At 65.2% G+C, this 24,985-nt stretch carries 18 protein-coding genes; 9 read left to right on the plus strand and 9 right to left on the minus strand.

Annotated features, from left to right (window positions below; translation table 11 throughout):
* The first annotated feature begins 82 nt into the window (after positions 1-82).
* From XI06_RS03210 to XI06_RS03225, 4 genes are all read left to right on the plus strand, one after another.
* The gene (locus XI06_RS03210) at positions 83-259 is read left to right on the plus strand and encodes a DUF3311 domain-containing protein (protein ID WP_237864987.1); all 177 of its coding nucleotides are present in this window, start codon (positions 83-85) and stop codon (positions 257-259) included.
* Positions 249-1,739 (plus strand): monocarboxylate uptake permease MctP, encoded by a 1,491-nt coding sequence (mctP, locus tag XI06_RS03215; protein WP_237864986.1) that lies wholly within the window; start codon positions 249-251, stop codon positions 1,737-1,739. Before XI06_RS03210 ends, mctP begins: the two co-directional genes overlap by 11 nt.
* 223 nt (positions 1,740-1,962) lie before the next feature.
* Positions 1,963-5,529 (plus strand): hybrid sensor histidine kinase/response regulator, encoded by a 3,567-nt coding sequence (locus tag XI06_RS03220; RefSeq protein WP_442869405.1) that lies wholly within the window; start codon positions 1,963-1,965, stop codon positions 5,527-5,529.
* Complete coding sequence (locus XI06_RS03225; protein WP_237873202.1) at positions 5,526-6,179, plus strand: response regulator; 654 nt, start codon at positions 5,526-5,528, stop codon at positions 6,177-6,179. The genes XI06_RS03220 and XI06_RS03225 overlap by 4 nt, the downstream gene beginning before the upstream one ends.
* Positions 6,180-6,250: 71 nt before the next feature.
* Here XI06_RS03225 and XI06_RS03230 read toward each other — a convergent pair whose 3' ends face one another.
* Entirely contained in the window at positions 6,251-12,097 is a 5,847-nt protein-coding gene (locus XI06_RS03230; RefSeq protein WP_237873201.1) for a negative regulator of septation ring formation, read from the minus strand.
* 393 nt (positions 12,098-12,490) lie between these two features.
* Here XI06_RS03230 and XI06_RS03235 point away from each other — a divergent pair, with 393 nt between their 5' ends.
* On the plus strand, positions 12,491-12,865 hold the full coding sequence (locus tag XI06_RS03235) for an Hpt domain-containing protein (RefSeq protein ID WP_237864983.1): 375 nt from the start codon (positions 12,491-12,493) through the stop codon (positions 12,863-12,865).
* Between the two features lie 111 nt (positions 12,866-12,976).
* Positions 12,977-13,297: a 2Fe-2S iron-sulfur cluster-binding protein gene (locus XI06_RS03240; RefSeq protein ID WP_237864982.1), complete on the plus strand. Its 321-nt coding sequence runs from the start codon at positions 12,977-12,979 to the stop codon at positions 13,295-13,297.
* Between the two features lie 9 nt (positions 13,298-13,306).
* On the opposite strand, the gene XI06_RS03245 is transcribed toward XI06_RS03240, so the two are convergent.
* Positions 13,307-13,774 (minus strand): acyl-CoA thioesterase, encoded by a 468-nt coding sequence (locus XI06_RS03245; protein ID WP_237864981.1) that lies wholly within the window; start codon positions 13,772-13,774, stop codon positions 13,307-13,309.
* 180 nt (positions 13,775-13,954) lie between these two features.
* Here XI06_RS03245 and XI06_RS03250 point away from each other — a divergent pair, with 180 nt between their 5' ends.
* The 3 genes from XI06_RS03250 to XI06_RS03260 all read left to right on the plus strand — a co-directional run bounded on the left by XI06_RS03250 (position 13,955) and on the right by XI06_RS03260 (position 16,322).
* The gene (locus XI06_RS03250) at positions 13,955-14,983 is read left to right on the plus strand and encodes an NAD(P)/FAD-dependent oxidoreductase (protein WP_237873199.1); all 1,029 of its coding nucleotides are present in this window, start codon (positions 13,955-13,957) and stop codon (positions 14,981-14,983) included.
* Between the two features lie 124 nt (positions 14,984-15,107).
* Complete coding sequence (locus XI06_RS03255) at positions 15,108-15,719, plus strand: DUF2147 domain-containing protein (RefSeq protein ID WP_237873198.1); 612 nt, start codon at positions 15,108-15,110, stop codon at positions 15,717-15,719.
* Between the two features lie 246 nt (positions 15,720-15,965).
* A complete protein-coding gene (locus tag XI06_RS03260; protein ID WP_237873197.1) occupies positions 15,966-16,322 on the plus strand; it encodes a hypothetical protein in 357 nt (118 codons plus the stop codon).
* Positions 16,323-16,373: 51 nt separating this feature from the next.
* Here XI06_RS03260 and XI06_RS03265 read toward each other — a convergent pair whose 3' ends face one another.
* From XI06_RS03265 to XI06_RS03295, 7 genes are all read right to left on the minus strand, one after another.
* The gene (locus XI06_RS03265) at positions 16,374-16,643 is read right to left on the minus strand and encodes a hypothetical protein (protein ID WP_237873196.1); all 270 of its coding nucleotides are present in this window, start codon (positions 16,641-16,643) and stop codon (positions 16,374-16,376) included.
* 256 nt (positions 16,644-16,899) lie between these two features.
* A complete protein-coding gene (gene garD / locus XI06_RS03270; protein WP_271604680.1) occupies positions 16,900-18,441 on the minus strand; it encodes a galactarate dehydratase in 1,542 nt (513 codons plus the stop codon).
* 165 nt (positions 18,442-18,606) lie between these two features.
* Positions 18,607-20,055 carry an aldehyde dehydrogenase family protein gene (locus XI06_RS03275; RefSeq protein ID WP_237891296.1) on the minus strand — a complete coding sequence of 483 codons (1,449 nt, stop codon included), beginning with the start codon at positions 20,053-20,055 and terminating at the stop codon, positions 18,607-18,609.
* Positions 20,056-20,136: 81 nt separating this feature from the next.
* Positions 20,137-21,495 carry a glucarate dehydratase gene (gene gudD, locus XI06_RS03280; protein WP_271604681.1) on the minus strand — a complete coding sequence of 453 codons (1,359 nt, stop codon included), beginning with the start codon at positions 21,493-21,495 and terminating at the stop codon, positions 20,137-20,139.
* Between the two features lie 26 nt (positions 21,496-21,521).
* Complete coding sequence (gene kdgD, locus XI06_RS03285) at positions 21,522-22,466, minus strand: 5-dehydro-4-deoxyglucarate dehydratase (RefSeq protein ID WP_237873192.1); 945 nt, start codon at positions 22,464-22,466, stop codon at positions 21,522-21,524.
* 128 nt (positions 22,467-22,594) lie between these two features.
* Positions 22,595-23,500, minus strand: coding sequence for a LysR substrate-binding domain-containing protein (locus tag XI06_RS03290; protein ID WP_237864972.1), 906 nt, complete (start codon positions 23,498-23,500; stop codon positions 22,595-22,597).
* Positions 23,501-23,627: 127 nt separating this feature from the next.
* Positions 23,628-24,968 carry an MFS transporter gene (locus XI06_RS03295; RefSeq protein ID WP_271604682.1) on the minus strand — a complete coding sequence of 447 codons (1,341 nt, stop codon included), beginning with the start codon at positions 24,966-24,968 and terminating at the stop codon, positions 23,628-23,630.
* Positions 24,969-24,985: the final 17 nt, after the last annotated feature.

Below are 24,985 nucleotides of genomic sequence, written 5' to 3' on the forward strand. Positions count from 1 at the left end.
TGGCGGGTGATCTCAGCTATATCGCGCTTAAGGCGCGCTTCACGAAAAGCGCGTCGACTTCACTCACAGGGGAGGACAGAGCGTGATACGTCTGCTGCTATTGTTGCCGTTCATCGGCCTGATGATCGTGCCGTTCTACAATATCCGGGAGCCCCTTCTGTTCGGCTTCCCGTTTTTCTATTGGTATCAGCTCGCCTGGGTGCCGCTGACCTCGCTGCTCACCTACATCGTCTACAGGAGCGTGCGTCGTGCTGGCTAATGTCGATAGCGCGGCCTTCGCCGTATTCCTCGCTTTGTTCATCCTCGTCACCGGCATGGGCTTCGTCGCCGCGCGCTGGCGCAAGCCGGAGACGCTCGCCCATCTCGACGAGTGGGGCCTCGGTGGCCGCAAGTTCGGGACCTGGATCACCTGGTTCCTGGTCGGCGGCGATTTCTACACCGCCTATACCGTGATCGCGGTGCCTGCCCTGGTTTACGCGGTCGGCGCCTACGGATTCTTCGCGCTGCCCTACACCATCATCGTCTATCCCTTCGTGTTCGCGGTGATGCCGGTGTTGTGGAAGGTCGCCAAGGAGCGCGGCTATGTCACCGCCGGCGACGTTGTGCGCGGTGCCTACGGCTCGCGCGGGCTCGAACTTGCGGTCGCCGCAACCGGCGTGCTGGCGACGATGCCCTACATCGCGCTCCAGCTGATCGGCATGGAAGTTGCGATCAAGGCGCTCGGGCTGAGCGGCGAGGTGCCGCTCGTTCTGGCCTTCCTGGTGCTGGCGCTCTACACCTATTCGTCGGGCCTGCGCGCGCCTGCGCTGATCGCCTTCGTCAAGGACATCATGATCTACATCGTGGTGATCGCCGCGATCGCGATCGTGCCGTCCAAGCTCGGCGGTTATGGCGCGATCTTCAACGGGGCGGATGCAGCGTTTGCGGCGAAGGGCTCGGGCGGTATCCTGCTGTCGCCGGCGCAGATCGTGCCTTACGCCTCGCTGGCACTGGGCTCGGCGCTCGCCGCCTTCATGTATCCGCACACGCTGACCGGCATCTTCGCGTCGTCAGGCGGCAACACCATTCGCAAGAATGCGATGCTGCTGCCGGCCTACACGCTGCTGCTTGGCCTGCTGGCGCTGCTCGGCTACATGGGCCACGCGGCGGGGCTGAAGCTCGCGAGCAACAATGACGTCGTGCCGGAGCTGTTCAAGACGCTCTTCCCGAGCTGGTTCGCGGGTTTTGCCTTCGCCGCGATCGCGATCGGTGCCTTGGTGCCGGCAGCCGTCATGAGCATCGGCGCTGCCAACCTGTTCACCCGCAACTTCTGGAAGGTGTGGGTCGATCCGAAGGTGACGCCGGCCGGTGAGGCCAAGGTTGCCAAGATCACCTCCATGCTGGTGAAGGTCGGCGCACTGCTCGCCATCCTCCTGATGCCGACGCAGTTTGCGCTCGACCTGCAACTGCTTGGCGGCCTCTGGATCCTGCAAACGCTGCCGGCGCTGGTGTTCGGTCTGTATCTGAACCGGTTCTCGAGCACGGCGTTGCTGGCCGGCTGGGCCGTTGGCCTTGCGGGCGGATCGTGGCTGGCCTGGTCGGACGGCTTGAAGCCGCTGCACGGCATCGACTTCGGCGCCGGCAAGGTCGCGATCTACACCGGCGTGCTGGCGCTTGCGCTCAACATCGCCGTCGCGGTCGTGGTAAACGTCGTGCTCAAGGGCCTGCCGCAGGCCCGCCTGTCGCGCGAGGCGGCCTGACGTCAACCCTGGATCGGCGGCCGGACACCCGGCCGCCGATCCAAAAGTGCCTTCCACGCGATTGAAAACGCTTTAGAGCTCTCCGTTCCGATCGTATCGGAACGGAGAGCTCTGGATTCTTGTTTTTGACGCGTTTTCTTGCCGCGAACCGGTGTCCACTTCGCTGGAAAACGCTCTAATATCCGCCCGCGTTCCGCCCCCTCGATAAGCGGGCGGATCGGTCTTGAGTGAGGATATCTTGCAGGCGTGGTTCGTTCTCGCGGTCGCAGCCGGTTATGTGACCACGCTGTTCCTGATTGCCTGGTGGGGCGATCGGCGGAGCGTGGACGGACCGCTGGTCTCGCCAAAATCCTGGGCGGCCGCGGTCAGCTATTGCCTGACACTTGCGGTCTACAACACCTCCTGGAGCTTCTACGGATCGGTCGGCCGCGCCGCCATCAGCGGACTGGACTTTGCCACGATCTATATCGGTCCGACGCTGGTGCTGCTGTTCGGCCGGAAGCTGCTCGCCAAGGTGATCGCGATTGCGAAAGCGCAGAATGTCACCTCGATCGCCGACTTCATCGCCGCGCGCTACGGCAAGAGCCAGGCGCTTGCCGCCTTCGTGACCCTCGCTTCGCTGCTCGGCGTGCTTCCCTATATCGCGCTTCAGCTCAAAGCCGTTGGCAAAAGCTTTGACTATCTGATCCTGCAGCCTGAGCGCGCCGGCGGCGAGGCGCTGCGGTTCTGGCAGGACTCGGCCTTTGGCGTCGCCGCGTCGATGGCGCTGTTTGCGATCGTGTTCGGCGTTCGCCACGTCCATGCCAGCGAGCATCATCGTGGCTTGATGCTGGCGATTGCGTTCGAGAGCGTGGTCAAGCTGGTCGCATTCCTTGTGGTCGCGCTGTTCGTGCTGTTTGGGCTCTCGGGCGGACCGGCCGCGCTGCTGTCGCAGTTCACTTCGGATCCGCAACTGGCTGGAATCCTCGCCTTCGATCCCGCCCAGCCGGTCTGGCCCTCGACGATCGTCATCTCGGCGATTGCCTTCCTGTGCCTGCCGCAGGCGTTCCACGTCGCCGTCGTCGAGAACGAGAGTCCTGGTCATACGCGCACCGCAGCGTGGCTTTATCCAGCCTATCTTGTGCTGTTCAGCCTGCTGATCCTGCCGATCGCCGCCGCCGGCCTTGCGAGGTTCGGTGCGATGATGGACCCCGACACCTACGTCATCTCGCTGCCGATCGCGGCGGATGCGGGCACCATCAGCCTGATCGCCTTCCTGGGTGGGCTATCGGCCGCCACCGGCATGGTGATCATGACCTCCGTCGCGCTGAGCACCATGCTCTGCAACGACGTCATCATGCCGCTGTTGCTGCGCTCGCGCTTCTTTGGCCTGCGCGCGCAAAGCCGGCAGGTCGCCTCGGTGCTGATGACAGTGCGCAGGCTCTCGATCCTCGGCATCCTGCTGCTGGCCTATCTCATGCACCGCCTGGTCAACCAGGCCTATCCGCTCACCGTGATCGGTCTGTTGTCGTTCGTCGCGGTCGCGCAATTCGGTCCGGCGTTCGTCGGTGGCCTGTTCTGGCAGCGCGCCAACAAGATCGGTGCCTCGATCGGAATCGCCGTCGGATTCCTGATCTGGGCTTATACGCTGCTGCTTCCCTCGGCCGCGCCGCTGTGGCCCGCCTTCGCGGAGATCGTTCGCCACGGCCCGTGGCAGCTCGGCTTCCTCAAGCCGAACGCGCTGTTCGGCCTCGAGGGGCTCGATCCGATCTCGCATGCGACGCTGTGGAGCCTTGCCGCCAACCTCATCGGTTTCGTCGCGTTTTCGCTGCTGGGGCGGCAAACCACCGTCGAGCGCAACCAGGCCGCGGCATTTGCCGACGGTGTCGTCCGCGACACCGTGCCAAAACTGTCCTCGCGCGTGGTGGTCCGACTTGACGATCTTCGTGCGCTCGCCCGGCGCTTTGTCGGTGCGGAGCGCGGCGAGGCGGCTTTTGACGGCTATCTCGCCGCGCGCATGTCGGGCACTGGGCCGCGCCTCGATCCGTCCGGCCTCGTCGATCTCGAATCGATCCGCTTCACCGAAAACCTGCTCGCCGGCGCGATCGGTGCTGCGTCGGCACGCGTGGTGATTGCGGCCTCGCTGGAAGGGCATTCGCTGTCGCGGCGGGCGGCGATGGCGATGCTGGATGAGGCTTCGGAAGCCCTGCGCTTCAATCGCACTCTGCTGCAAAGCACGCTGGAGAGCGTGCCGCAGGGCATCTGCGCGTTCGATGCCGATTTCAACATCACGGCCTGGAACGGGCGGTTCATCGCGCTGCTCGACCTGCCGTCGGATTTCGTGCGCGTCGGCCTTCCGCTCTCCGAGCTCATTGCCTTCAATGTCGAGCGCGGCGAATACGCCGCGTCCGAATTCGCGGCGCTCCTGGTCAATCGCGACGTCGCGAGCCAAAGCTGGCCCTATCTCTACGAGCGCAAGCGGCCGGACGGCACGGTGCTTGAGATCGTCTACGATCGCGCCGCCGAGGGCGGTTATGTCTCGACCTACACCGACGTGACCGAGCGCCACCGCGCTGCGGAGGCGTTGCGGCACGCCAACGAGGATCTCGAGCTGCGTGTCCGTGAGCGGACCGAGGCGCTCGAGCAGGCCAAGGCGGAGGCCGAGCAGGCCAATCTCGGCAAGACCCGCTTCCTGGCGGCGGCGAGCCATGATCTGCTGCAACCGCTGAACGCGGCACGTCTGTTCCTGTCGGCGCTCGACGAAAGCCTGCACGCTTCTTCGCACGCTGGTGTCACTGAGAAGGAACGAACTCTCGCCGGTAGTGCCATCACGGCGCTGCGCTCGACCGAGCATGTCCTCGACAGGTTGCTCGACATCTCCTCCTATGATGCCGGCGCTGTCAGTGCCGAGCCATCAGACTTTCCGATCGCCGATCTGCTCGTGCAACTGAACGTGGAATTCTCCGCGATGGCGCGCGAGCGAGGGCTCGTCCTCCGCGTCGTCGATTGCCAGCTCGCTGTGCGCAGCGATCCGCACTTGCTGCGGCGGATCCTGCAGAACCTGCTGTCGAATGCGCTGCGCTACACGCCCAGAGGACGCATCCTGCTCGGCTGCCGGCGACGCGGCGGCGATCTGCGCATCGAGGTCTGGGACACCGGTGTCGGCATCGCTGCCGCAGACCAGAAACGGATCTTCGAAGAGTTCCAGCGCCTGGCACCCGGATCGGAGAAGGGGCTGGGCCTGGGGCTTGCGATCGTCGATCGTGTCTCCCGGCTGCTAAGTCATCCCGTCGACCTCCGTTCGCGTCTCGGTCACGGTTCATGTTTTGCCGTCACGGTGCCGCTTGCGCGCGGCCCGGGAACGTCGCTCCAGCGCAAATCGGCGGACGCTGCGCCGGATGTGACAGAGCGGCCGCTGACGATCCTGTGCCTGGACAATGATGCGACTATCCTCGATGGGCTGACGGCGGTGCTCGGCGGCTGGGGTCATCGCGTCATGGTCGCGACCGATGCCGCCGGCGCAATGGCGGCGGCCGCAGCGAGCCCGCCCGACGTCGTGCTGGTCGATTATCATCTCGATGGGGAACGCACCGGCTTGGACTTTCTCGACGATCTCAGGCAGACATCGGGCCGCGGCACCTGCGCGCTGGTCGTCACAGCAGATCGCAGCGAGGCTGTCCGCACGGCGGCGAAGGCACGTGGCTGCGAGGTGCTTTCCAAGCCGGTCAAGCCGGCGGCGCTGCGTCGCTTCCTTGGCGGCGAAGCCTTGAGCCGGCAGTTCGGGACCAAACAGGGAGCCTCATCAGCGTGACCATGCGCATCCTTATCGGCGATGATCATCCGCTGGTGCAGGCTGCGCTCCGCAGCGCGCTGTCGACCGTGCTGCCCGACCTCGACATCATCGCCTGCCAGTCCCTCGACGAGGCGATCAGCGTGCTCTCGGCGCAGTCGGACGAGATCGACCTCATCCTATGGGACCTGACGATGCCGGGGATCCAGGGATTTGCCGCGCTGTTCATCCTGTCGGCGCAATTCCCGACGGTGCCGGTTGCGATCATCTCGGCGCGGCAGGACGCGGCCACGATCCGGCGCGCCATCGCCTATGGCGCGTCCGGCTACATCCCGAAATCGCTTGGTCTGCCCGAGATGGCGGACGCGATCACGAAGATACTGGCCGGTGAAATCTGGATGCCGCCCAATGTCGGCGGCCGCGGTTCGATCCAGAGCGCCGATGTCGAGCTTGCCGCGCGCATGGCCTCGCTGTCGGCGCAGCAGCTGCGCATTCTGGCGATGATCGTCGAGGGCAAGCTCAACAAGCAGATCGCGGGCGAGCTCGACATCGCCGAGCAGACCGTGAAGGGACACGTCTCCACGATCCTGCGCAAGCTCGGTGTCGGCTCGCGGACCCAGGCCGCGGTCCTCGCCGAGCGGCTGTCGTTCGGGCAGCCCGGCGGGAGCTGATCTCGCAAGGTCAAAAGCAAAACGGAGGCCGAGAGGCCTCCGTTCTTATTCGTCATCGCTGGCCTTGCCGCTTATCCCAGCCGGCCCGCCGCATGTGCCAGCAGCGTGTAGACCAGACCCGTCTCCGAGGTCAGGTGGCTGCGCAGCTCCTGCGGGCCGCGGCCCTCGCGGGCGACTTCGTCGAGCAGGCGTTCAAACTCGCTGATGTAGCGGTCGACCGTGCCCTTGAAGTTGCGGTCGGCGCGATATTTGCGGGCGACCTCGTCGAAGGCTTTCTGGCCGGCGGGGGTGTACAGGCGCTTGGTGAAGGCCTTGTTCTCGCCGCGCTGGTAGCGGTCCCACATCTCGGCGGCGAGGTTGCGGTCCATCAGTCGGCCGATATCGAGCGACAGCGATTCCAGCGGATTGCTGCTGGCTTGCGGGGCCTGCGGCTGCGGAACGGGTGCAGCCTGGCGGCCACGCGGGGCCTCACGTCCGGTCGGAGCCGCCTGGTTGGCGTCCGTGCGGTTGAGCAGATCCGACAGCCAGCCGTCGCGGCCCTGGTCGTTGCCACCAGGAGCGACCGGCGGGGCCTCGGTACGGCGCGAGGAGGCGGGCATGCCGAGGTCCGGCGGCGGCAGCGTCGAGGCGCTGCCGGTGTCGCGCATGCGGGTCTCGGTGCCACGGCCGCCCACAGACGCCATCACCGGCTCTTCCTGGCGCTGGACAGCGACGGAGGCGCGGCCCGCGGTGGTGACGTCGAGGCCGCGGCCGTGCTGGGCCACGATGCGGTTGAGCTCGGCGAGCGCCTCGATTTGGTCGACGATCACCTTGCGCATCTGCGCGGTGCTCTCGGCGGCCTCCTGCGGCATCTCGAGCACGCCGCGGCGCAGCTCGTTGCGGGTAGCTTCGAGCTCGTTGTGCATCTCGAAGGCCATCTGCTTCATGCTGGCGACGAGGTTGCCGAACTTCTCGGCCGACTGCTTGAACATCGCATCCGCCTCGTCGGTGGTCTGGCGGTAGATGTCGTGCATGGCCTCGATGGTCTGGCGGTGTTCCTCTTCGGACGCCGACCGCACAGCCTCGAACTGGCGGGTGATCGCGGCTGAGCCTGCACCGGCGGTCTCGGCGACCACGCGGGCGATGTCGCGGGCACGCTCTTCGGCCGCAGCGAGCGACTCATCGAGCAGCCCGGTGAAGCGCGACAGGCGCTGGTCGAGATCGGCGGTGCGCAAGTCGATGGTGGTGACGAGCGATTCTAGCGCCGCCTTGCGTTCGGCAAGCGAGGCGGTGGTGTTCTTGTTGCTCTGCTCGACGACCTGCGCGGCATCGACCAGCGCCTTGCCATGCGCGTCGAACTGGGTCGACAGCTCGCCGAGGTCCTGGAGCGCCCGCGTGGTCTTCGTGTTGAAGACGTTGAGCTGGTCTTCCAGGTTCTGCGTCGCCGCGCCGTTGCGCGAGGTGACGTCGTTCATCGCCGAGACGAAGTCGGCGACACGCGTCACCAGCGCCCGCTCCAGCGAGTTGAGGTTGTCGTGCGCACCGGTCAGCACCTCCTGGAGGAGGATGTTGCCTTCGCGCAGACGCTCGAACAGGGCGACCGTGTCGGTGCGCAGGATCTTGCTGGTCTCCTGCATCTCGGTGACGGCCGCGATCGAGACCTGGCGCGACTGGTCGATCGCCGCGCGCGAGGCCGATTCGAGGTCCTTGAGCGACTTGCCGACCGCGCTGGTCGCGATCTCGCTCGCCGCGTTGATGGTGCGGGCGACTTCGTTGCCGTTGCCCATCATGGTCTGTGAGAAGGCCTGGCCGCGCGTCTCGATCGACTTTAGCGCGTCCGAGGTGACGCGGTCGATGTCGAGCGTGAGCTGGCTGGTCTTCGAGCCGATCGCGTCCACGAGCGAGCCGCGCTTGGCGTCGATCATGTTGGAGAGGCGGTCGGCCTGCTGCTGCACATAGGTGACGATCTCGTCGGTCTTGCCGGTCATCGCCTGGCCGAAGCTCGAGCTGGCGGCGAGCACCGAACGCTCGACGTCGGCCGAGCTCGACTTGACCCGCGAGCTCGCCTCGTTGGAGGCGGAGATCAGCGCGTTCTGGGCGTTGAGCGCGCTGGTCTGGATGTCGTTGGTCGCGTTCGACGTGGCCGTGCTCAGCGCGCGCTCGATCTCGGTCGAGATCGTGCGGATCTGGCTTGCGGCATCCGCCGAGGTCGAGGTCAGCGAGGTCTGGGCCTCACGGGCGCTGTTGAGGATGGTCGAGGCGGTGTCGGCGCCGACCGCGGTCAGCGTGCGTTCGATATCCGTCGTCAGCGACTTGATTTGGCTCGCCGCGTCGGTCGAGGCGGAGATCAGCGTGCCCTGGGCTTCGCGCACGCCGCTGGTGAGCGCCTCGATGGTGGCGCCGCCGGCGGTCGCCAGCGCGCGCTGCATCTCGGCAGCGAGCGAGCGGACCTGGCCGGTCTGTTCCGCCGAGACCGAGAGCAGAGTGCTCTGGGCGTCGCGGGCGCTGGCCGTGATCGTTTCGGCGGTGCTCTGGCCGACCTGCGACAGCGAACGATGCACTTCGGCCGCGAGCGACTTGACCTGGCTTGCCGCCTCCGACGACGCGTTGACCAGGGTGCTCTGGGCCTCGCGCGCGCCGGCCAAAATGCTCTCTGCAGTCGAGGTGCCAGCCATGGAGAGCGACCGCTGCACGTCGGCCGTAAGAGCTTTGACCTGGTTTGCCGCATCCGCAGATCCGGCGACGAGCGTGCTCTGGGCCTCGCGCGCACCACTCATGATGCTCTCGGCCGTCGATGTACCCGCCATCGAGAGCGAACGCTGCACGTCGGAGGACAGGGCCTTGATCTGGTTGGCGGTCTCGGTCGAGGCCGCGATCAGCGTGCTCTGCGCATCACGGGCGCCGGCGGTGATCGATTCCGCCGTCGAGGTGCCGGCCAGCGAGAGCGAGCGCTGTACGTCGGCGGTGAGCGTCTTGACATGGTTGGCCGCGTCCGAGGACGCCGTGACGAGCGTGGTCTGCACCTCGCGGGCGCCGGCCAGGATCGAGGCCGCGGTGGCCGAGCCGGCTGCGGACAGCGTGCGCTCGACGTCGGCTGCGAGGCCCTTGATCTGGTTGGAGGCATCGCCTGAGGCCGCAACCAGCGACGACTGTGCTTCGCGGGCGCTGGTGAGGATCGAGTTCGCGGCACCGGTGCCGACCGCAGTCAGCGCGCGCTCGACCTCAGCCGAGGTCATCTTGAGCTGGGCGTTGACGTCGGAGGAGACCGTCATCAGCGACTGCTGCGCGGTGCGCGCACCGGTCTGGATCGTCTCGCTGGTGTTGACCACGAGGTTGGTGAGCGAGCGCTCGGCGTCTTCGACATGCGAGCGGATCGCGGTCGAGATCATCTCGGCGCGGGACATCATGTCCTCGCTGGCCTGACGGCCGCTGCTCTCGATGCGGCCGGCGACGGCCTCGACACGCGAGCCGAGCAGGTCCTCGAACTGCGCGACGCGGACGTCGATGTCGCTCGCGACCGAACCGACCTTGGTTTCGATCGCCTGCTGGATGTCCTGGAAGCGTGCCGTGACCGTGTCGGTCAGGTGCATGCTGCGGCCGTCGATGAGTTCGGCAACGCTGGTGATGCGGCGGTCGACCGCGTCGATCGCCTGCGCGGTGCCGTCCGTCAGCGTCGAGGTCAGCAAAGTGAGGCGGGTGTCGATCGACTGCACCGCCTGCGAAGCGCCGTTGGTCAGCGCGCTCGTCAGGTAGGTGAGGCGGCTGTCGACGGACTCCAGCGCCTGCGATGCGCCGCTGTTGAACGTCGTCGTGAGGTGCGTCAGCCGCGTATCGATCGCCTGGATCGACTGCGAAGCCCCGTCGGTCAGCGTCGTCGTAAGGTTGGTCAGGCGCGAGTCGATGGATTCGAGCGCCTGTGCCGCGCCGCCGGTGAGCGTCGTCGTGAGGTTGGTCAATCGCGCGTCGATCGACTGGATCGCCTGCGTCGCACCGTCGGTCAGCGTCGTCGACAGCGTGTTGAGACGTCCGTCGATGGTCTCGGTGACGGACTTGGCACGGGCGTCGAACGACTGCTCGAGCGCGCCGACGCGGCCGCCGAGCTGCTCGTCGAAGGTCTTGATGTGGCCTTCGATCGTGCCGTCGAGGCTGGCGATCTTGCCGTTCAGCGAGGCGTCGAAGTTGGACACGCGTTCGCCGATCGTGGTCTCGAACTGCACCAGGCGCTGGTCGAGAATGGCCGTGATCTCGCCGCCGTTGGAGGTGAAGCGGGTGTCGAAATTCTCGACATAGGTCTTCAGCGACTCATGGATGTCTTGCGTGCGCTGGCCCATGCGCTCGACGATCTCGCCGCCGAAGGTCTTCACGGTGCGATCGAACTCGGAGATGTGGCGCGTGATCAGGGCGCCCAGCGTGCCGGAATCGCGGGCGAACTTCTCGACCAGCTCGGTGCCCTGGTTCTTCACCAGTTCGTCGAACGCGCTCATCTGCAGCGACAGCGAGTCGTGCGCGGTCTCGGTCTGGCTGACGACCTTGGCGACGAGGGTGTTGACGGTGGCGTCGAGCGCCTCGCTCGCCTTGTCGCCGGAGGTCATGATCTGGCCGGCGAGGCGGTTGCCGGCGTCGTCGATCTTGGCGGAGATGTCGTTGGAGCGCAGCTCGAGCTCGAGCAGCAGCGAGTCCGACGAGTTCTTCAAGCTGTCGTGGACCTGCTCGGTACGCTCCGAGATGCCGTCGACGATGGCGGCGGAACGCTGCTCGAACTCGCCGGTGATGCGGTCGATGCGCTCGTTCAGCATCTCGTGGACGCGGTCGGCGAGGTCGACGAATTCGTCGTGGACGTGACCGGTCTTGAAGTTGAGGCTGGTGGTCAGCCGCTCGCTGGCGTCGAGCACCGCGCGCGTGGTCTCGGCGCTGGCCTCCTCGAGCCGGTCGAGCAGGTCGCCACCGCGCTCGCCGAGCGCCAGGATCATGTTGTCGCCGGCATGGCTCAGCGCGCCGGTGATGTGGGCGCCGCGCTCTTCCAGCGCGCCGGTGATGGATTTCGCGACCTCGTCGACGCGCGAGGCGATCGCGTCCGAGATCAGCGCGATGTCGTGGCGGAGGTCGATCTGCACGCCCGAAATGGCGCTGCGGACCTGCTCGGCCTGGCCGACCAGGTTGTCGCGCTGATGCGCGATATCCTGCAGCAGGGCGCGGATACGGACTTCGTTGTCGGAATAGGCGCGCTCGAGTGCGGCAACTTCGTTGGCGACCAGCGTCTCGAGCTCGCCGGCGCGTGCGATGGCGCGCTCGATGCCGTCGCCCATCGCCGCGACCTCGCGGCGGATGGCCTGGCCGACGGTGACCATGGAATCCGACGCCGAGCCTTCCGGCTCGGAGAAGCGGATCGCAACTTGCGCCATCGCCTGCGCGACCTGGCTCATCTGCTGGCCGCGCCAGACCAGGCTCGCGAGGAAATAGAACAGCATGATCGGCGCGAAGAACATCGTGGCGAGGCCGGCGATCGCCAGCACGCCGCCGCTCTCGCCCATGGCGGCCCGGATCGAGGGCAGGAAGCCGACCGTCAGCGCGGCGCAGGCCGCCAGCCAGACGACGGTGAAGATGGTCGCGCCGGTGTAGATGTTGCGGGCAGGGCGGCCCGTCTGCAGCGACTGCAGCAACTGGCCGATGGTCTCTTGGTCGTCATTGGCGGCGCGGCGCGAGGCGCGCGGTTCCTCGATGGAATCGATCACGGCGCGCTCGTTGGCGGCAGGCCGCGGCTCGAAGGCCGGCTCGTCGAACACGGGCGGCGCGGGCGGTGCGACCGGCGGTGCCGTTTCGTTGCGCATCGATGCGCTGCGGCTGGTATCGGCAGCCGTATCGCTGATGTTGAGGGCTTCCTGGATCGCAGAAAGCGCAACTTCTGTGGGGTCTTTGACCTTTTTGGGAGTATTGGCCATGTTCAGTCCGAGCCCTCGTTACTTTTACGCGTCCCCCCGCGAGCCCTGCGCGCTGCGCAAGTTCACAGACCGGATCATGCCGCTTGCGCGGATCTCCGAGCCATCCCCACCCGGACGGCTTGTCCGCCAATTTCCGCAACATCCTATTGGCAGAGCGTCGCGAATGAAATGCCCGCGATTAAGACATTCTTAATCATCGTTAACAGGAATGGCCCGTAACACCTTAGGCCTAAATGAAATTCTCCACCGGACTCGGTGGATTGCGGCAACTTTTCGTCCAGAAACGGGCGGATTTGCGTAAAACGGCCTAAACACTTCGTTAACCATTTCCGTGCTTCGGTTGCGAGGAACCGCCGGACCGGCGGACCATCGCGCGATGCCGGGGCCTGCGCCATGACGCCTGAACTGCAACGGATGGACTGGATGCCCTCGCCCCCGCTTGCACCCATCGACAGCCCGCTTGACCTCGACCACCTTTCGCGCATGACGCTGGGCGACGCCGAGCTTGAGCAGGAAGTGCTGGCGATGTTCGCCGAGCAGGCGGTCCGCCTGATCGCGGCAATGGCCGCGCTGCCGGCGGAGACCGGCGCGCTCGCGCACAAGCTGAAAGGCTCGGCGCGCGGGATCGGCGCGTTCGCGGTCGCCGATGCCGCCGCCAGCCTCGAAACGGCGGTCCGGATCGGCCGCAACCAGCCACATGCCCTTGCCGCGCTGAAAGAGGCGGTCGCCGAGGTTCGCGCGGCCATTGCGACGATCCTCAAGCACTAAAGCCGGGGTCTCCAAAGGGCCGTGGTCTGCGCACTAGCGCGGCCCGGAGCGACCCGTTATAGGACAACCCGGACCCTCCTTTTTCCCCAGATCGCGGCAGCACGAGAACACATGGCCAAAATTCACTTTGTCGATCACAAGGGCGAAACCCGCACGGTGGACGTCGAGAACGGCGCGACCGTGATGGAAGCCGCTATCCGCAACAGCATTCCCGGCATCGAGGCCGAGTGCGGCGGCGCCTGCGCCTGCGCGACCTGCCATGTCTATGTCGACGAAGCGTGGCGCGAGAAGGTCGGCAGCCCGACGCCGATGGAAGAGGACATGCTCGACTTCGGCTTCGACGTGCGCCCGAACTCGCGCCTGTCGTGCCAGATCAAGGTCTCCGACGAGCTCGACGGGCTCGTGGTGTCGACGCCGGAACGTCAGGCCTGATCGCCCGAATTAAGTGCTCGGCAGCGCGACCTCGATGCCGCGCTTGTGCCAGGGCTTGAATTTCGCGATCACCTCTGCGGTCAGCGGCGCCGGCCGCCGCGTCGCCTCGTCGAGCAGAACGCCGACTGACGTCGCCGACGCGATGCACTTTCCATGCGAGAACACGACCTGCTCGAAGGTCACTGACGTGCGTCCGAGCTTCACGACGCCGAGACCGAGCTCGATCGTGCCCGGCCAGCGTAGCTCGGCGCGGAAATGCATGTCGAGCCGCACCATGATCCAGGCGAAGCCCGGCGGTGTCAGGCCGTATTCGGGGAGCTTCATCAGGGTGACACGGCCGGTCTCGAAATATGTGGCGTAGACCGCGTTATTCACGTGCTGGTTGGGGTCGAGATCGCCGAAGCGGACGTTGTCGCTGAGGCGAAAAGGGAAGTCCTCCAGGCGCGGCGTCGTTTCGAGGCGGCTTGGTGCGTTCACCGATTGATCTCCGTCAAATCCAACCTCGTTACAGCCCAGTTATTTTGGCCCGGCAAGTGGTGTGCTTGCGGGGCGCTCCCGCTTTTATGCCTTCCCTGATCCATCCCCGTTGGTTAGACAGGCAGGGTTCCTCTGCCCATAGGGCGCCGTCCAACCGATAACGACCGATAAAGAGACGACATGAGCGACGTGATCAAAACCGATGTGCTGATTATTGGCGCTGGCCCCTGCGGTCTGTTCGCCGCCTTCGAGCTTGGCCTTCTCGACATGAAGGCGCATTTCGTCGACATCCTCGACAAGGTCGGCGGCCAGTGCGCCGAGCTCTATCCGGAAAAACCGATCTACGACATTCCAGGGATTCCGCAGGTGTCGGGGCAGGGCCTCACCGAGGCGCTGATGGAGCAGATCAAGCCGTTCCATCCGACCTTCCATCTCGGCGAGATGGTCGAGACCGTGGAGAAGATCGGCGATCCCGCGTTCCGCTGCACCACCGACACCGGCAAGGTGTTCGAATGCAAGGTGGTGGTGATCGCGGCCGGCGGCGGCTCGTTCCAGCCCAAGCGTCCGCCGGTGCCCGGCATCGAAGCCTATGAAGGCACCTCGGTGCACTACGCCGTACGCAAGATGGAAAATTTTCGCGACAAGAACGTGCTGATCGTCGGCGGCGGCGATTCCGCGCTCGACTGGACGCTCAACCTGCATCCGCTGGCCAAGCGCGTCACGCTGCTGCATCGTCGCGACGATTTTCGCGCCGCGCCCCACAGCGTCGAGCAGATGCGCGCGCTGGTTGCCGACGGCAAGATGGATCTGCGCCTGGGCCAGGTCACAGCGCTGTCAGGTGCTGATGGCCAGCTGACCGGCGCCACGGTCAAGGGCAACGACAACAATGTCAGCGAGATCGCCTGCGACACCATGCTGCCGTTCTTCGGACTGACCATGAAGCTTGGTCCGGTTGCGAACTGGGGCATTGCGCTGGAGAACAATCTGGTGCCGGTCGAGACGTCAGCGTTCGAGACCAACGTGCCCGGCGTCTTCGCGATCGGCGACATCAACACCTATCCAGGCAAGATCAAGCTGATCCTGTGCGGCTTCCACGAGGGCGCACTGATGTCGCAAAAAGCCCACCGCTACGTGTATCCGGAGAAGCGGCTCGTGTTCCAGTACACGACCTCGTCCTCCAGCCTGCAAAAGAAGCTCGGTGTCAACTAGTGGCACCGGTGTCGGACGCGTGACCTCCCATAGTTCTGGTGCTGGAATCGTTCGCGAAATCGCCGTAGTCTGCGGCCAATCCGGTCTTGGCAAGCAAGGTGTTTGGCTTAGCAAGGTGATGATAATGCGGAATCCTTTTTCGAGCTTTCGGCTGCTCTCGCTTCTGACGCTCGCTGTCGCCCTGGCGATTGGCGCGGCGAAGCCGGCCGCGGCGCAAGCGCCGGCTCAGCAGCCGACCGCAGCGGGCCTCTGGCAGAAAGTCGAAGACGGCAGGCCGGTGGGCTGGTTTCTCTTCATCGATCACAACGGCATCTTCGAAGGCGTCATCGCGAAGACCTTCCCCCGTCCCGGCGACAATCCGAACGAGGTCTGTGCGAAATGCACTGACGATCGCAAGAACCAGCCGGTGCTCGGGCTCTCGTTCATCCGCGACATGAAGCGCGACGGGCTGAAGTATGAGGGCGGCAACGTGGTCAATCCGCGTGACGGCAACATCTGGAAGGCCAAGATGACGGTCAGCCCGGACGGACAAACGCTGACCATGCGCGGCTTCCTCGGCATATCACTGTTCGGCAAGGACGAGACCTGGCAGCGTCTGCCGGATGCCAACATGGCTGAGGTCGATCCCGCGATCATCGCCAAATATCTTCCCGCACAAGCCGCCGCGACCAAGCTGCCGCCTGCATCTGCCAAGAAGGGGGGCGCGGGGATGATGGCGCCGGCAGCGAAGAAGTAGGTTAGCCGCGCGGCTGTTGCGGCCGCTGTCTCACACATCACTGCCAATTCTGTAGGCGAGCGCATTCGTCGAAAGGCCAATGCCGGCTACGGCTCCGCCAGTAGTTCCCCGGAATGCGCCCTGGCGCTGGATTTGCATAGCTGTCGGCAAAGCCGCTGGGGGAACGAGTCGTCGTTTTTACGCCTGTTCAAGGGCGTGAGCGGCCTTGTCTGTCCCTCGTGGCGCGATTCGACCGCGAGAGACGATATGAGACTTGCAAGACCGTGTACGGCGATAGTGCCGGGACTGCTCCTGCTGCTGGCGACATCGGCGCTCGCGCGCGATGACGGCCGCTATGCCAACTCGCCGCTCAAGCCGTGGTTCGAGAGCCTGCGCAGCGAGTACGGACAGTGCTGCTCGGACGCCGACGGCTATGTCGTTGCCGATGTGGACTGGGAGTCCGACAAGGGACACTACCGTGTGCATCTCGACGAGGAGTGGGTCGTCGTGCCCGACGGCGCAGTCATCACCGAGCCGAACAAGATCGGGCGCACGATGGTGTGGAAGCATTATATCGATGGCCACCCGCGCGTGCGATGTTTCATGCCGGGCAGCATGACGTAAAAATGCCCACGGCGCCCGCGACTGGTGCGGGCGCTGCGATGAAAGCGAGGCTTAGCGCGCTTCGCTGTCGGAGGTCGTGCTGGCGAACCGCTTCACGCGTGGTGACAGCACCGACATCTGTGCGGGCGAGGCGGGCATTCCGGCGACGATCATCATGGGCGCGGTCGATTGCTCCTCGACACCGGCGCCGCCGAGCACCTGCACTTGCGTCGCCGAGATCGGAAACGACTTCACTTCGTAGGAGGGAAGCTCGCCGGCAAATGCGCCGGCTGTGCTCGCAATCATCGCGCCTGTCACGGTAATCATCGAGAGAATACGCATTTCAAAATCTCCGTTGAAGATATCAATCGGAGGTTTGGTCGTGGCACCACTGCGATAGGTTCGCTTGTGTGCGAACATTCGATCACTGTCGCTGGATAAATTTGGTTGCGCGACACGGCGGAATGAAACGAGGAGGAAATTTTCCGCGCCAATGTTTCAGGACGGCTTCGCGAAAGACGGATGATCCTGCTCTACGCGTCGAGCCTGGACTCTCGCACCACTGCGGGCTTCGACCGCTCGCGGGCGCGGCGCCGGTTCACGTCACCGGCGCCGGATTGAACAGCGTGAGATCGTTGTGGATGCCCCAGCGGTCGGACCACGGCTTGGTGCGGCCGGAGGCGACATCGAGGATCAGGCGGAACAGGTCCCAGCCGGTTTCCTCGATGGTCTTTGCGCCGGTGGCGATACCGCCCGCATCGAAATCGATCAGGTCCTTCCAGCGACGGGCGAGCTCAGTGCGGGTCGCGACCTTGATCACGGGCGCAGCCGCGAGGCCGTAAGGCGTGCCGCGGCCGGTGGTGAACACCTGCAGCGTCATGCCGGAGGCGAGCTGGAGCGTGCCGCAGATGAAGTCGGAGGCTGGCGTTGCCGCGAACAGCATGCCCTTCTGCGTCGCCTTCTGGCCGGGCGACAGCACACCGGTGATGGCTGATGAGCCGGACTTGACGATCGAGCCCAGCGACTTCTCGACGATGTTGGCGAGGCCGCCCTTCTTGTTGCCGGGCGTGGTGTTGGCGCTGCGATCGGCGCCGCCCCGGGCGAGATAAGAATCGTACCAGGCCATCTCGCGTACCAGCGCGCGGCCGACGTCCTCGTTGATGGCGCGGCGGGTGAGCAGCTGGATGGCATCGCGCACCTCGGTGACTTCGGAGAACATCACCGTGGCGCCGGCGCGCACCAGCAGATCGGCGGCGAAGCCGACGGCAGGATTGGCGGTGACGCCGGAGAAGGCATCGCTGCCGCCGCATTGCAGGCCGATAACGAGGTGGGAAGCGGGGCAGGTCTCGCGCGTGCGGGTGTTGAGCACCTTCAGCCGCGCCTCGGCCTGGGTCATGATCGCATCGACGATCGCGCCAAAGCCGTCAAAGGCTTCGTCCTGCATGCGCACAATGGCGTTATCAACGCCTTCCGGCACCAGCCGCTCGGGCGCGAGCTTTTCGCAGCCGAGGCCGACGACCAGGATCTCGCCACCAAAGTTGGGATTCAGCGCGAGGTTTTGCAACGTGCGGATCGGCACGACTGCGTCCGGCGCGGTGATGGCGACGCCGCAGCCATAGGCGTGCGTCAGCGGCACGACGTCGTCGACCTTCGGGTACTTCGGCAGCAGCTCGGCGCGGATGCGCTTCACTGCGTATTCCATCGTGCCCTTGACGCATTGCACGGAGGAGGAAATGCCGAGGATGTTCTTGGTGCCGACCGATCCGTCCGGATTGCGATAGCCCTCGAAGGTGAAGCCTTCGAGCGGCGGCAGCGGCGCGGGGACGGCGGTCGAGATTTCCAGCTTGTCGAGGGCAGGGGCCTCGGGCATGCGGATGCGGGCTTCGTCGACCCATTCGCCGGCTGATATCGGCGAAAGCGCGTAGCCGATCACCTCGCCGTAGCGGATAATCGGCTCATCTTGTGCGATGTTGACCAGGGCGGTCTTGTGCCCCTGCGGCACGAAGGCGCGCAGCGTCAGTCCGCAAGCGAAGCGGGAGCCGGCGGGAAGCCCGAAATCATTGACCACGATCGCGACATTGTCGCGCGCGTTGAGCTTGATGTAGCGGGGCTGCTCTTTGGCTGCGACGTCCTGGTCCATCGTGGACTCCGAAGTGTAGGGTGGGTTAGCCCCGCAGATGCGCAGAGCGCATCTGCTCGGCGTAGCCCACCACTGTCTCAATCCGCGGAAGCAGAAGAGGTGGGTTACGCCAGCGAACTGTGCTTCGCGCAGCCGCGGGCTAACCCACCCTACGAAGTCAGCCCATCAACCCGGATAGGTGTAAGCCGTCTTCACCGTCGTGTAGAACTCGCGTGCATAGGAGCCCTGCTCGCGGGCGCCGTAGCTTGAGCCCTTCCGGCCGCCGAACGGCACATGGTAGTCGACGCCGGCGGTGGGCAGATTGACCATCACCATGCCTGACTCGCTGTTGCGCTTGTAGTGCGAGGCGTATTTCAGGCTGGTGGTGCAAATGCCGGAGGCGAGGCCGAACTCGGTGTCGTTGGAGATCGCCAGTGCTTCCTCGTAGTTCTTTGCGCGGATGACGGCTGCGACCGGGCCAAAGATTTCTTCACGCGCGATGCGCATGTTGTTGTTGGCTTCGGTGAACAGCGCCGGTTGCAGGTAGTGCCCGGGATTCTCGCGCTTGAGCAGCTCGCCGCCGAAGGCGAGCTTGGCGCCCTCGTCCTGGCCGATCTTGATGTAGCGCAGGTCCTGGTCGAGCTGGCTCTGGTCGACCACCGGGCCGATATGCACGCCGGCCTTGAGTGCATCGTCCACCGACAGGCTGTTCAGACGTTCGGCCACCGCGGCGACGAAGCGGTCATGAATGCCTTCGGTCACGATCAGGCGGGACGAGGCGGTGCAGCGCTGACCGGTCGAGAAATAGGCGCCGTTGACGGCGACCTCGACTGCGGTCTTGAGGTCCGCATCATCGAGCACGACCAGCGGGTTCTTGCCGCCCATCTCGAGCTGGAATTTCTTCATCGGGTTCGAGAGCACGCAGGCCTGCGCGATCTTGCGGCCCGTCTGCACCGAGCCGGTGAAGGAGATCGCCGCGACATCGGGGTGTTCGAGCAGGGTCTGGCCGACCACCGAACCGGAGCCGACCACGAGGTTGAACACGCCGGCCGGAATGCCCGAGCGGGTGATGATCTCGGCGAGCGCGTGGCCCGAGCCGGGCACCAGCTCGGCCGGCTTGAACACCACGGTATTGCCGTAGCAGAGCGCGGGCGCGATCTTCCAGGCGGGGATCGCGATCGGGAAATTCCAGGGCGTGATCATGCCGACGACGCCAACCGGCTCACGGGTCAGCTCGACATCGAGACCGGGACGCACCGAGGCACCCTTCTCGCCGATCAGCCGCAGGGCTTCGCCGGCGAAGAATGCGAAGATCTGGCCGGCGCGGGCGACCTCGCCGATGCCCTCGGGCAGCGTCTTGCCTTCCTCGCGCGCCAGCAGGCGGCCAAGCTCTTCCTTGCGGGCGAGGATCTCGGTGGAGATCTTGTTCAGCGCATCGTAGCGCACCTGCGGCGTCGACTGCGCCCAGGCCGGGAAGGCGGCCTTCGCGGCGGCGATCGCCTTCTCGGTCTGCGCCTTGTCGGCCTTGGCGTATTCGCCGACGACATCGTTGGTGTTGGAGGGGTTGATGTTCTTGGTGACGCCGGAGCCATCGACCCACTCGCCGCCGATGAAGTTTTTCAGGATCGCAGTCATACAGTCCTCCAAGTCATTTAAGGGGGCATGATCCTAGTCGGAAAACCGGTACCCACTTTTCCGGGATCATGCCTCAGTTTCTTAGCGAACGAGGCAGGGACGCTTGTCGTCAAAGGTCCAGCCCGGGATCAAATCCTGCATGGCAATAGCGTCATCACGGGCGCCGAGTCCATGCTTCTTGTAGAGCTCATGCGCGGCCTCGATGGCCGCCCGGTCGATCTCGATGCCGAGACCCGGACGATCCGGGACCGCGATCTTGCCGCCGCGGATCAGCAGCGGCTCCTTGGTCAGCGCCTGGCCATCCTGCCAGATCCAGTGGGTGTCGATCGCGGTCACCTTGCCGGGGGCAGCCGCGCCGACATGGGTGAACATGGCGAGCGAAATGTCAAAGTGGTTGTTGGAGTGCGAGCCCCAGGTCAGGCCGTTGTCACGGCAGGTCTGGGCGACGCGCACGGAGCCTTGCATGGTCCAGAAATGGGGATCGGCGAGCGGAATGTCCACCGCGCCTAGATGTAGCGCATGGGAGAGCTGACGCCAGTCGGTGGCGATCATGTTGGTCGCGGTCGGCAGACCCGTGGCGCGGCGGAACTCGGCCATGATCTCGCGGCCGGAGAAGCCGGCCTCGGCACCGCAGGGATCCTCGGCATAGGCGAGGATGCCGTGCATGTTCTTGCAGAGTCTGATGGCCTCGTCGAGTGACCAGGCGCCGTTCGGGTCGAGCGTGACGCGGGCATTGGGGAAACGCTTGGCGATCGCCGTGACGGCCTCGATCTCTTGTTCGCCGCGGAGCACGCCGCCCTTGAGCTTGAAATCGGCGAAGCCGTAATGGTCCTGCGTGGCTTCCGCCAGGCGTACCACGGTCTCCGGCGTCATCGCCTCTTGGTGGCGGAGGTTGAACCATTCCGCCTTGCCGGTCTCGCCCTTGACGTAGTCGAGCTTGCTCTTGCCGATGTCACCGACGAAGAAAAGGTAGCCGAGCGTCTCGACGCTGCTGCGCTGCTGGCCTTCGCCGAGCAGGGCTGCGACCGGCAGATTGAGATGCTGGCCGAGCAGGTCGAGCAGGGCGGATTCAATTGCGGTGACCGCGTGGATCATCACGCGCAGGTCGAAGGTCTGCTTGCCGCGTCCGCCGGCATCGCGGTCGGCGAAGGTCGAACGGACATCGGCGAGGATGTTGTTCATCGCGCCGACGGTCTTGCCGATCACGAGATCGCGGGCGTCCTGCAGCGTCTGCCAGATCTTTTGCCCGCCCGGCACCTCGCCGACGCCGGTATGGCCGGCATTGTCGGTGAGGATGACGATGTTGCGGGTGAAGAACGGCGCGTGCGCGCCGCTCAAGTTGAGGAGCATGCTGTCGCGGCCGGCAACCGGGATCACTTGCATCGCCGTGACGACCGGTGCGCCAGCGACTGACGCACCAGAAATATCTGTCCGGGCCATCGCACACTCCTCCCTGTTGTCGTTTGTTATTCTGCAGCCTGTTGTGACGAGCGGATGGCGGGCAGGTTCTTCGCCAGCGCGGCCAGTTCCGTCACCTCCTGCTCGGTCAGGTCGGTTAGCGGCGGACGCACCGGGCCGGAATCGCGGCCGATCACCTTCATGCCGGCCTTGATGATCGAGACCGCATAGCCCTTCTTGCGGTTACGGATCGCGATCAGCGGGAGGATGAAATCCTTCAGACCGGCATGGATGGTCGCATGGTCGCGCTTGCGGACCGCGGCGTAGAAATTGGTGGCGAACTCAGGCACGAAGTTGAACACGGCCGAGGAGTAGGTCGTCACGCCCATGTCGAGATAGGGCAGCGCGAAGGTCTCCGCGGTCGGCAGGCCGCCGACATAGGTCAGGCGATCGCCGAGCTTGGTATAGACACGGGTCATCAGCTCGATGTCGCCGATACCGTCCTTGTAGCCGACAAGGTTCGGACAGCGCTCGGCGAGGCGCGCGAGCGTATCCGGCTGAAGGATGGCGTTGTCTCTGTTATAGACGATGACGCCGATCTTCACGGAGGCGCAGACGGCCTCGACGTGGGCGGCAAGGCCGTCCTGCTCGGAATGGGTGAGGTAGGGCGGCAGCAGCAACAGGCCATCCGCGCCGGCCTTCTCGGCGCCAACAGCGATCTCGCGAGCGATGGCGGTGCCATAGCCGGTGCCGGCGAGCACGGGCACGCGGCCCTTGGTCTCGTCGACGGCGACCTTGACCACTTGCGGGACTTCAGTCGGGGTCAGCGAGAAGAACTCGCCGGTGCCGCCGGCGGCGAACAGACCTGCGACGTCATAGCCGCACAGCCAATCCATGTTGGCGCGGTAGGTCGCTTCGTCGAAGGAGTAGTCCGCCTTGAATGGCGTGACGGGGAAGGACAGGAGGCCCGATCCGATCTTCTGGGCCATTTCCTGCGGGGTCATCTTGCTCATGGGCGCTGCTCCCTGCTCTCGTATGTGTCGGGGACGCTCACTGAGGCACGCGTCCATAGACCGCTGTTTAGGAAACCGTTCGATGCGCGTCCAAGCCAAAGCCTATATCGACCGATGCGGATTGAGCATCAATCCTCCACGACCTCCGCGGACGACAATTCGCTGGCGATTTTGACCAGCGCCGACAGCAGCGGATTCTCGTCGTCGCGGCGCCAGACCATGAAGAGCTCGACCGGGACGCGGTTGCGCAGCTTCAGCGGCCGCAGCCGGACGTCGGAGATCTTGAGGCCGGCGGCCGCGGCGGGCACGATGGCGAGGCCGAGACCGGCGCGCACCATCGCCAGGATCGAGTGGATCTGACTCAAGTGCTGGACATAGCGCGGCAGGATGTCGGCGCGGGTGAACAGCGCCACCAGGAGATCGTGGAAGTAGCGGCTCTCATAGGGCGAATACATCACGAAGGGCTGGTCGTCGAAGTCCTTGATGGTGATGTTCTCGGCATTCGCCAGCGGATGCTTCTTCGGGATCGCGGCCAGCAGGGGCTCGGCGACGACGCGGCGGCTGGCAAGCTCCGGCCGCGCGATCGGCGGCCGCAGCAGGCCGGCATCGATCTGGCCCGAGGTGAGGGCCTCGAACTGATCGCCGGAGACCATCTCCTTCAGCGAGAAGTCGACCTCCGGCAGCTTGGCGCGGCAGGCCGCGACCAGCTCAGGCAGGAAGCCGTAGGCGGCTGCGGCTGTGAACCCGATCTTGACCGAGCCGGTCTTGCCGAGCGCGATGCGGCGAGCCACCTGCGAAGCGCTTTCCGCAAGCTTCAGGATGCGGCGCGCCTCGGGCAGGAAGCTGCGGCCCGCCGGTGTCAGGCGCACCGAGCGGCTGGTGCGCTCCAGCAGTGGTGCGTCGATGATATGCTCGAGCACCTGGATCTGCCGTGACAGCGGCGGCTGGGTCATGTTCAGCCGCGCGGCGGCGCGGCCGAAATGCAGTTCCTCCGCCACCGTGACGAAACAGCGGAGCTGGTTGAGGTCGAACATCGATACATGCCTTGGATGGATAAGGCGTTTCCCCGGCACTTCTAGCATCGATCACCTCCAAAACAAAGACGGCGGCCTTTGGGAGCCGCCGTTGAGTTGCCTGTCCCACTCCGATCACTCGGAGCGCTCAGGAGGAACGTTCGAGCACCACCCGCTCGATCTTGCCGACCACTACGAGATAGGCGACGGCGGCCACCAGCGCGTTGACGCCGACGAACACCAGGGCGCCGTTGAAGGAGCCCGTTGCGGCCACAATGTAGCCGATCACGATCGGCGTGGTGATCGAGGAAAGGTTGCCGAAGGCATTGAACAGGCCGCCGGAGACACCGCCGGCTTCCTTGGGCGAGGTGTCGGAGACCACAGCCCAGCCGAGCGCGCCGATGCCCTTGCCGAAGAAGGCGAGTGCCATGAAGCCGACCACCAGCGCCTGGCCGTCGACATAATTGCAGGCGATGATCGACATCGACAGCAGCATGCCGCCGACGATCGGGATCTTGCGCGCCAAGGTCAGCGAGCCGGTCCTGCGCAGGATGACGTCGGAAATGATGCCGCCGAGCACGCCTCCGACGAAGCCGCACAATGCGGGCAGCGTCGCGACGAAGCCGGCTTGCAGGATCGACAGGCCGCGCTCCTTGACGAGGTACACGGGAAACCAGGTCAGGAAGAAATAGGTCAGCGTGTTGATGCAGTATTGACCGAGATAGACGCCGAGCATCATGCGATTGGAGAGCAACTGGCGGATATGCTCCCATTTCGGACCGGAGTCCGCTGCGCGCTCGTCTCTGGGCGCGTCGAGATCGACCAGCGCGCCGCCCTCCTTGATGTAGTCGAACTCGGCCTCGTTGACGCCGGGATGCTCCTTCGGGCCGTAAACGGTCTTGATCCAGACGAGGCCCATGAGGATTCCAAGCCCGCCCATCACGAAGAACACGTAGCGCCAGCCGTAATCATGGGCGATCCAGCCCATCAGCGGCGCGAAGATCACGGTGGCGAAATACTGCCCCGAATTGAACAAGGCCGACGCCGTGCCGCGCTCATTGCCGGGAAACCAGGCCGCGACGATACGGGCGTTGGCGGGGAAGGACGGTGCTTCGGCGACGCCGACCAGGAGGCGAAGCGCGAACAGCACGGTGACGGCATCGCCGGCGCTGAGGAAGCCGACCCAGCCCTGCATCATCGTGAACAGCGACCAGACGATGATGCTGAAGGCATAAACGAGGCGCGAGCCGTAGCGGTCGAGCAGCCAGCCGCCCGGCACCTGGGCCACGACGTAGGACCAGCCGAAGGCCGAGAAGATCCAGCCCATGGCGACCGGATCGAGATGAAGTTCCTTGGAGAGGGCGGGGCCTGCGATCGAGAGCGTGGCGCGGTCGGCGTAATTGACCGTGGTGACCAGGAACAGCATGGTCACGATGAACAGCCTGACGCGAGACCTCCTCACATCCGTTGCGGACACCACTGCGCTCATCTGGCGCCTCCTCGAAC

The organism is Bradyrhizobium sp. CCBAU 11434 (genome assembly GCF_028128895.1).
Taxonomy (GTDB): domain Bacteria; phylum Pseudomonadota; class Alphaproteobacteria; order Rhizobiales; family Xanthobacteraceae; genus Bradyrhizobium; species Bradyrhizobium zhengyangense.

Bases quoted from the DNA above. Each gene is read 5' to 3' on its own strand.
- XI06_RS03230 (WP_237873201.1), bottom strand. From the start codon at position 12,097: ATGGCCAATACTCCCAAAAAGGTCAAAGACCCCACAGAAGTTGCGCTT.
- XI06_RS03235 (WP_237864983.1), top strand. From the start codon at position 12,491: ATGACGCCTGAACTGCAACGGATGGACTGGATGCCCTCGCCCCCGCTT.
- XI06_RS03240 (WP_237864982.1), top strand. From the start codon at position 12,977: ATGGCCAAAATTCACTTTGTCGATCACAAGGGCGAAACCCGCACGGTG.
- XI06_RS03250 (WP_237873199.1), top strand. From the start codon at position 13,955: ATGAGCGACGTGATCAAAACCGATGTGCTGATTATTGGCGCTGGCCCC.
- XI06_RS03255 (WP_237873198.1), top strand. From the start codon at position 15,108: ATGCGGAATCCTTTTTCGAGCTTTCGGCTGCTCTCGCTTCTGACGCTC.
- XI06_RS03260 (WP_237873197.1), top strand. From the start codon at position 15,966: ATGAGACTTGCAAGACCGTGTACGGCGATAGTGCCGGGACTGCTCCTG.
- XI06_RS03265 (WP_237873196.1), bottom strand. From the start codon at position 16,643: ATGCGTATTCTCTCGATGATTACCGTGACAGGCGCGATGATTGCGAGC.
- garD (WP_271604680.1), bottom strand. From the start codon at position 18,441: ATGGACCAGGACGTCGCAGCCAAAGAGCAGCCCCGCTACATCAAGCTC.
- XI06_RS03275 (WP_237891296.1), bottom strand. From the start codon at position 20,055: ATGACTGCGATCCTGAAAAACTTCATCGGCGGCGAGTGGGTCGATGGC.
- gudD (WP_271604681.1), bottom strand. From the start codon at position 21,495: ATGGCCCGGACAGATATTTCTGGTGCGTCAGTCGCTGGCGCACCGGTC.
- kdgD (WP_237873192.1), bottom strand. From the start codon at position 22,466: ATGAGCAAGATGACCCCGCAGGAAATGGCCCAGAAGATCGGATCGGGC.
- XI06_RS03290 (WP_237864972.1), bottom strand. From the start codon at position 23,500: ATGTTCGACCTCAACCAGCTCCGCTGTTTCGTCACGGTGGCGGAGGAA.
- XI06_RS03295 (WP_271604682.1), bottom strand. From the start codon at position 24,968: ATGAGCGCAGTGGTGTCCGCAACGGATGTGAGGAGGTCTCGCGTCAGG.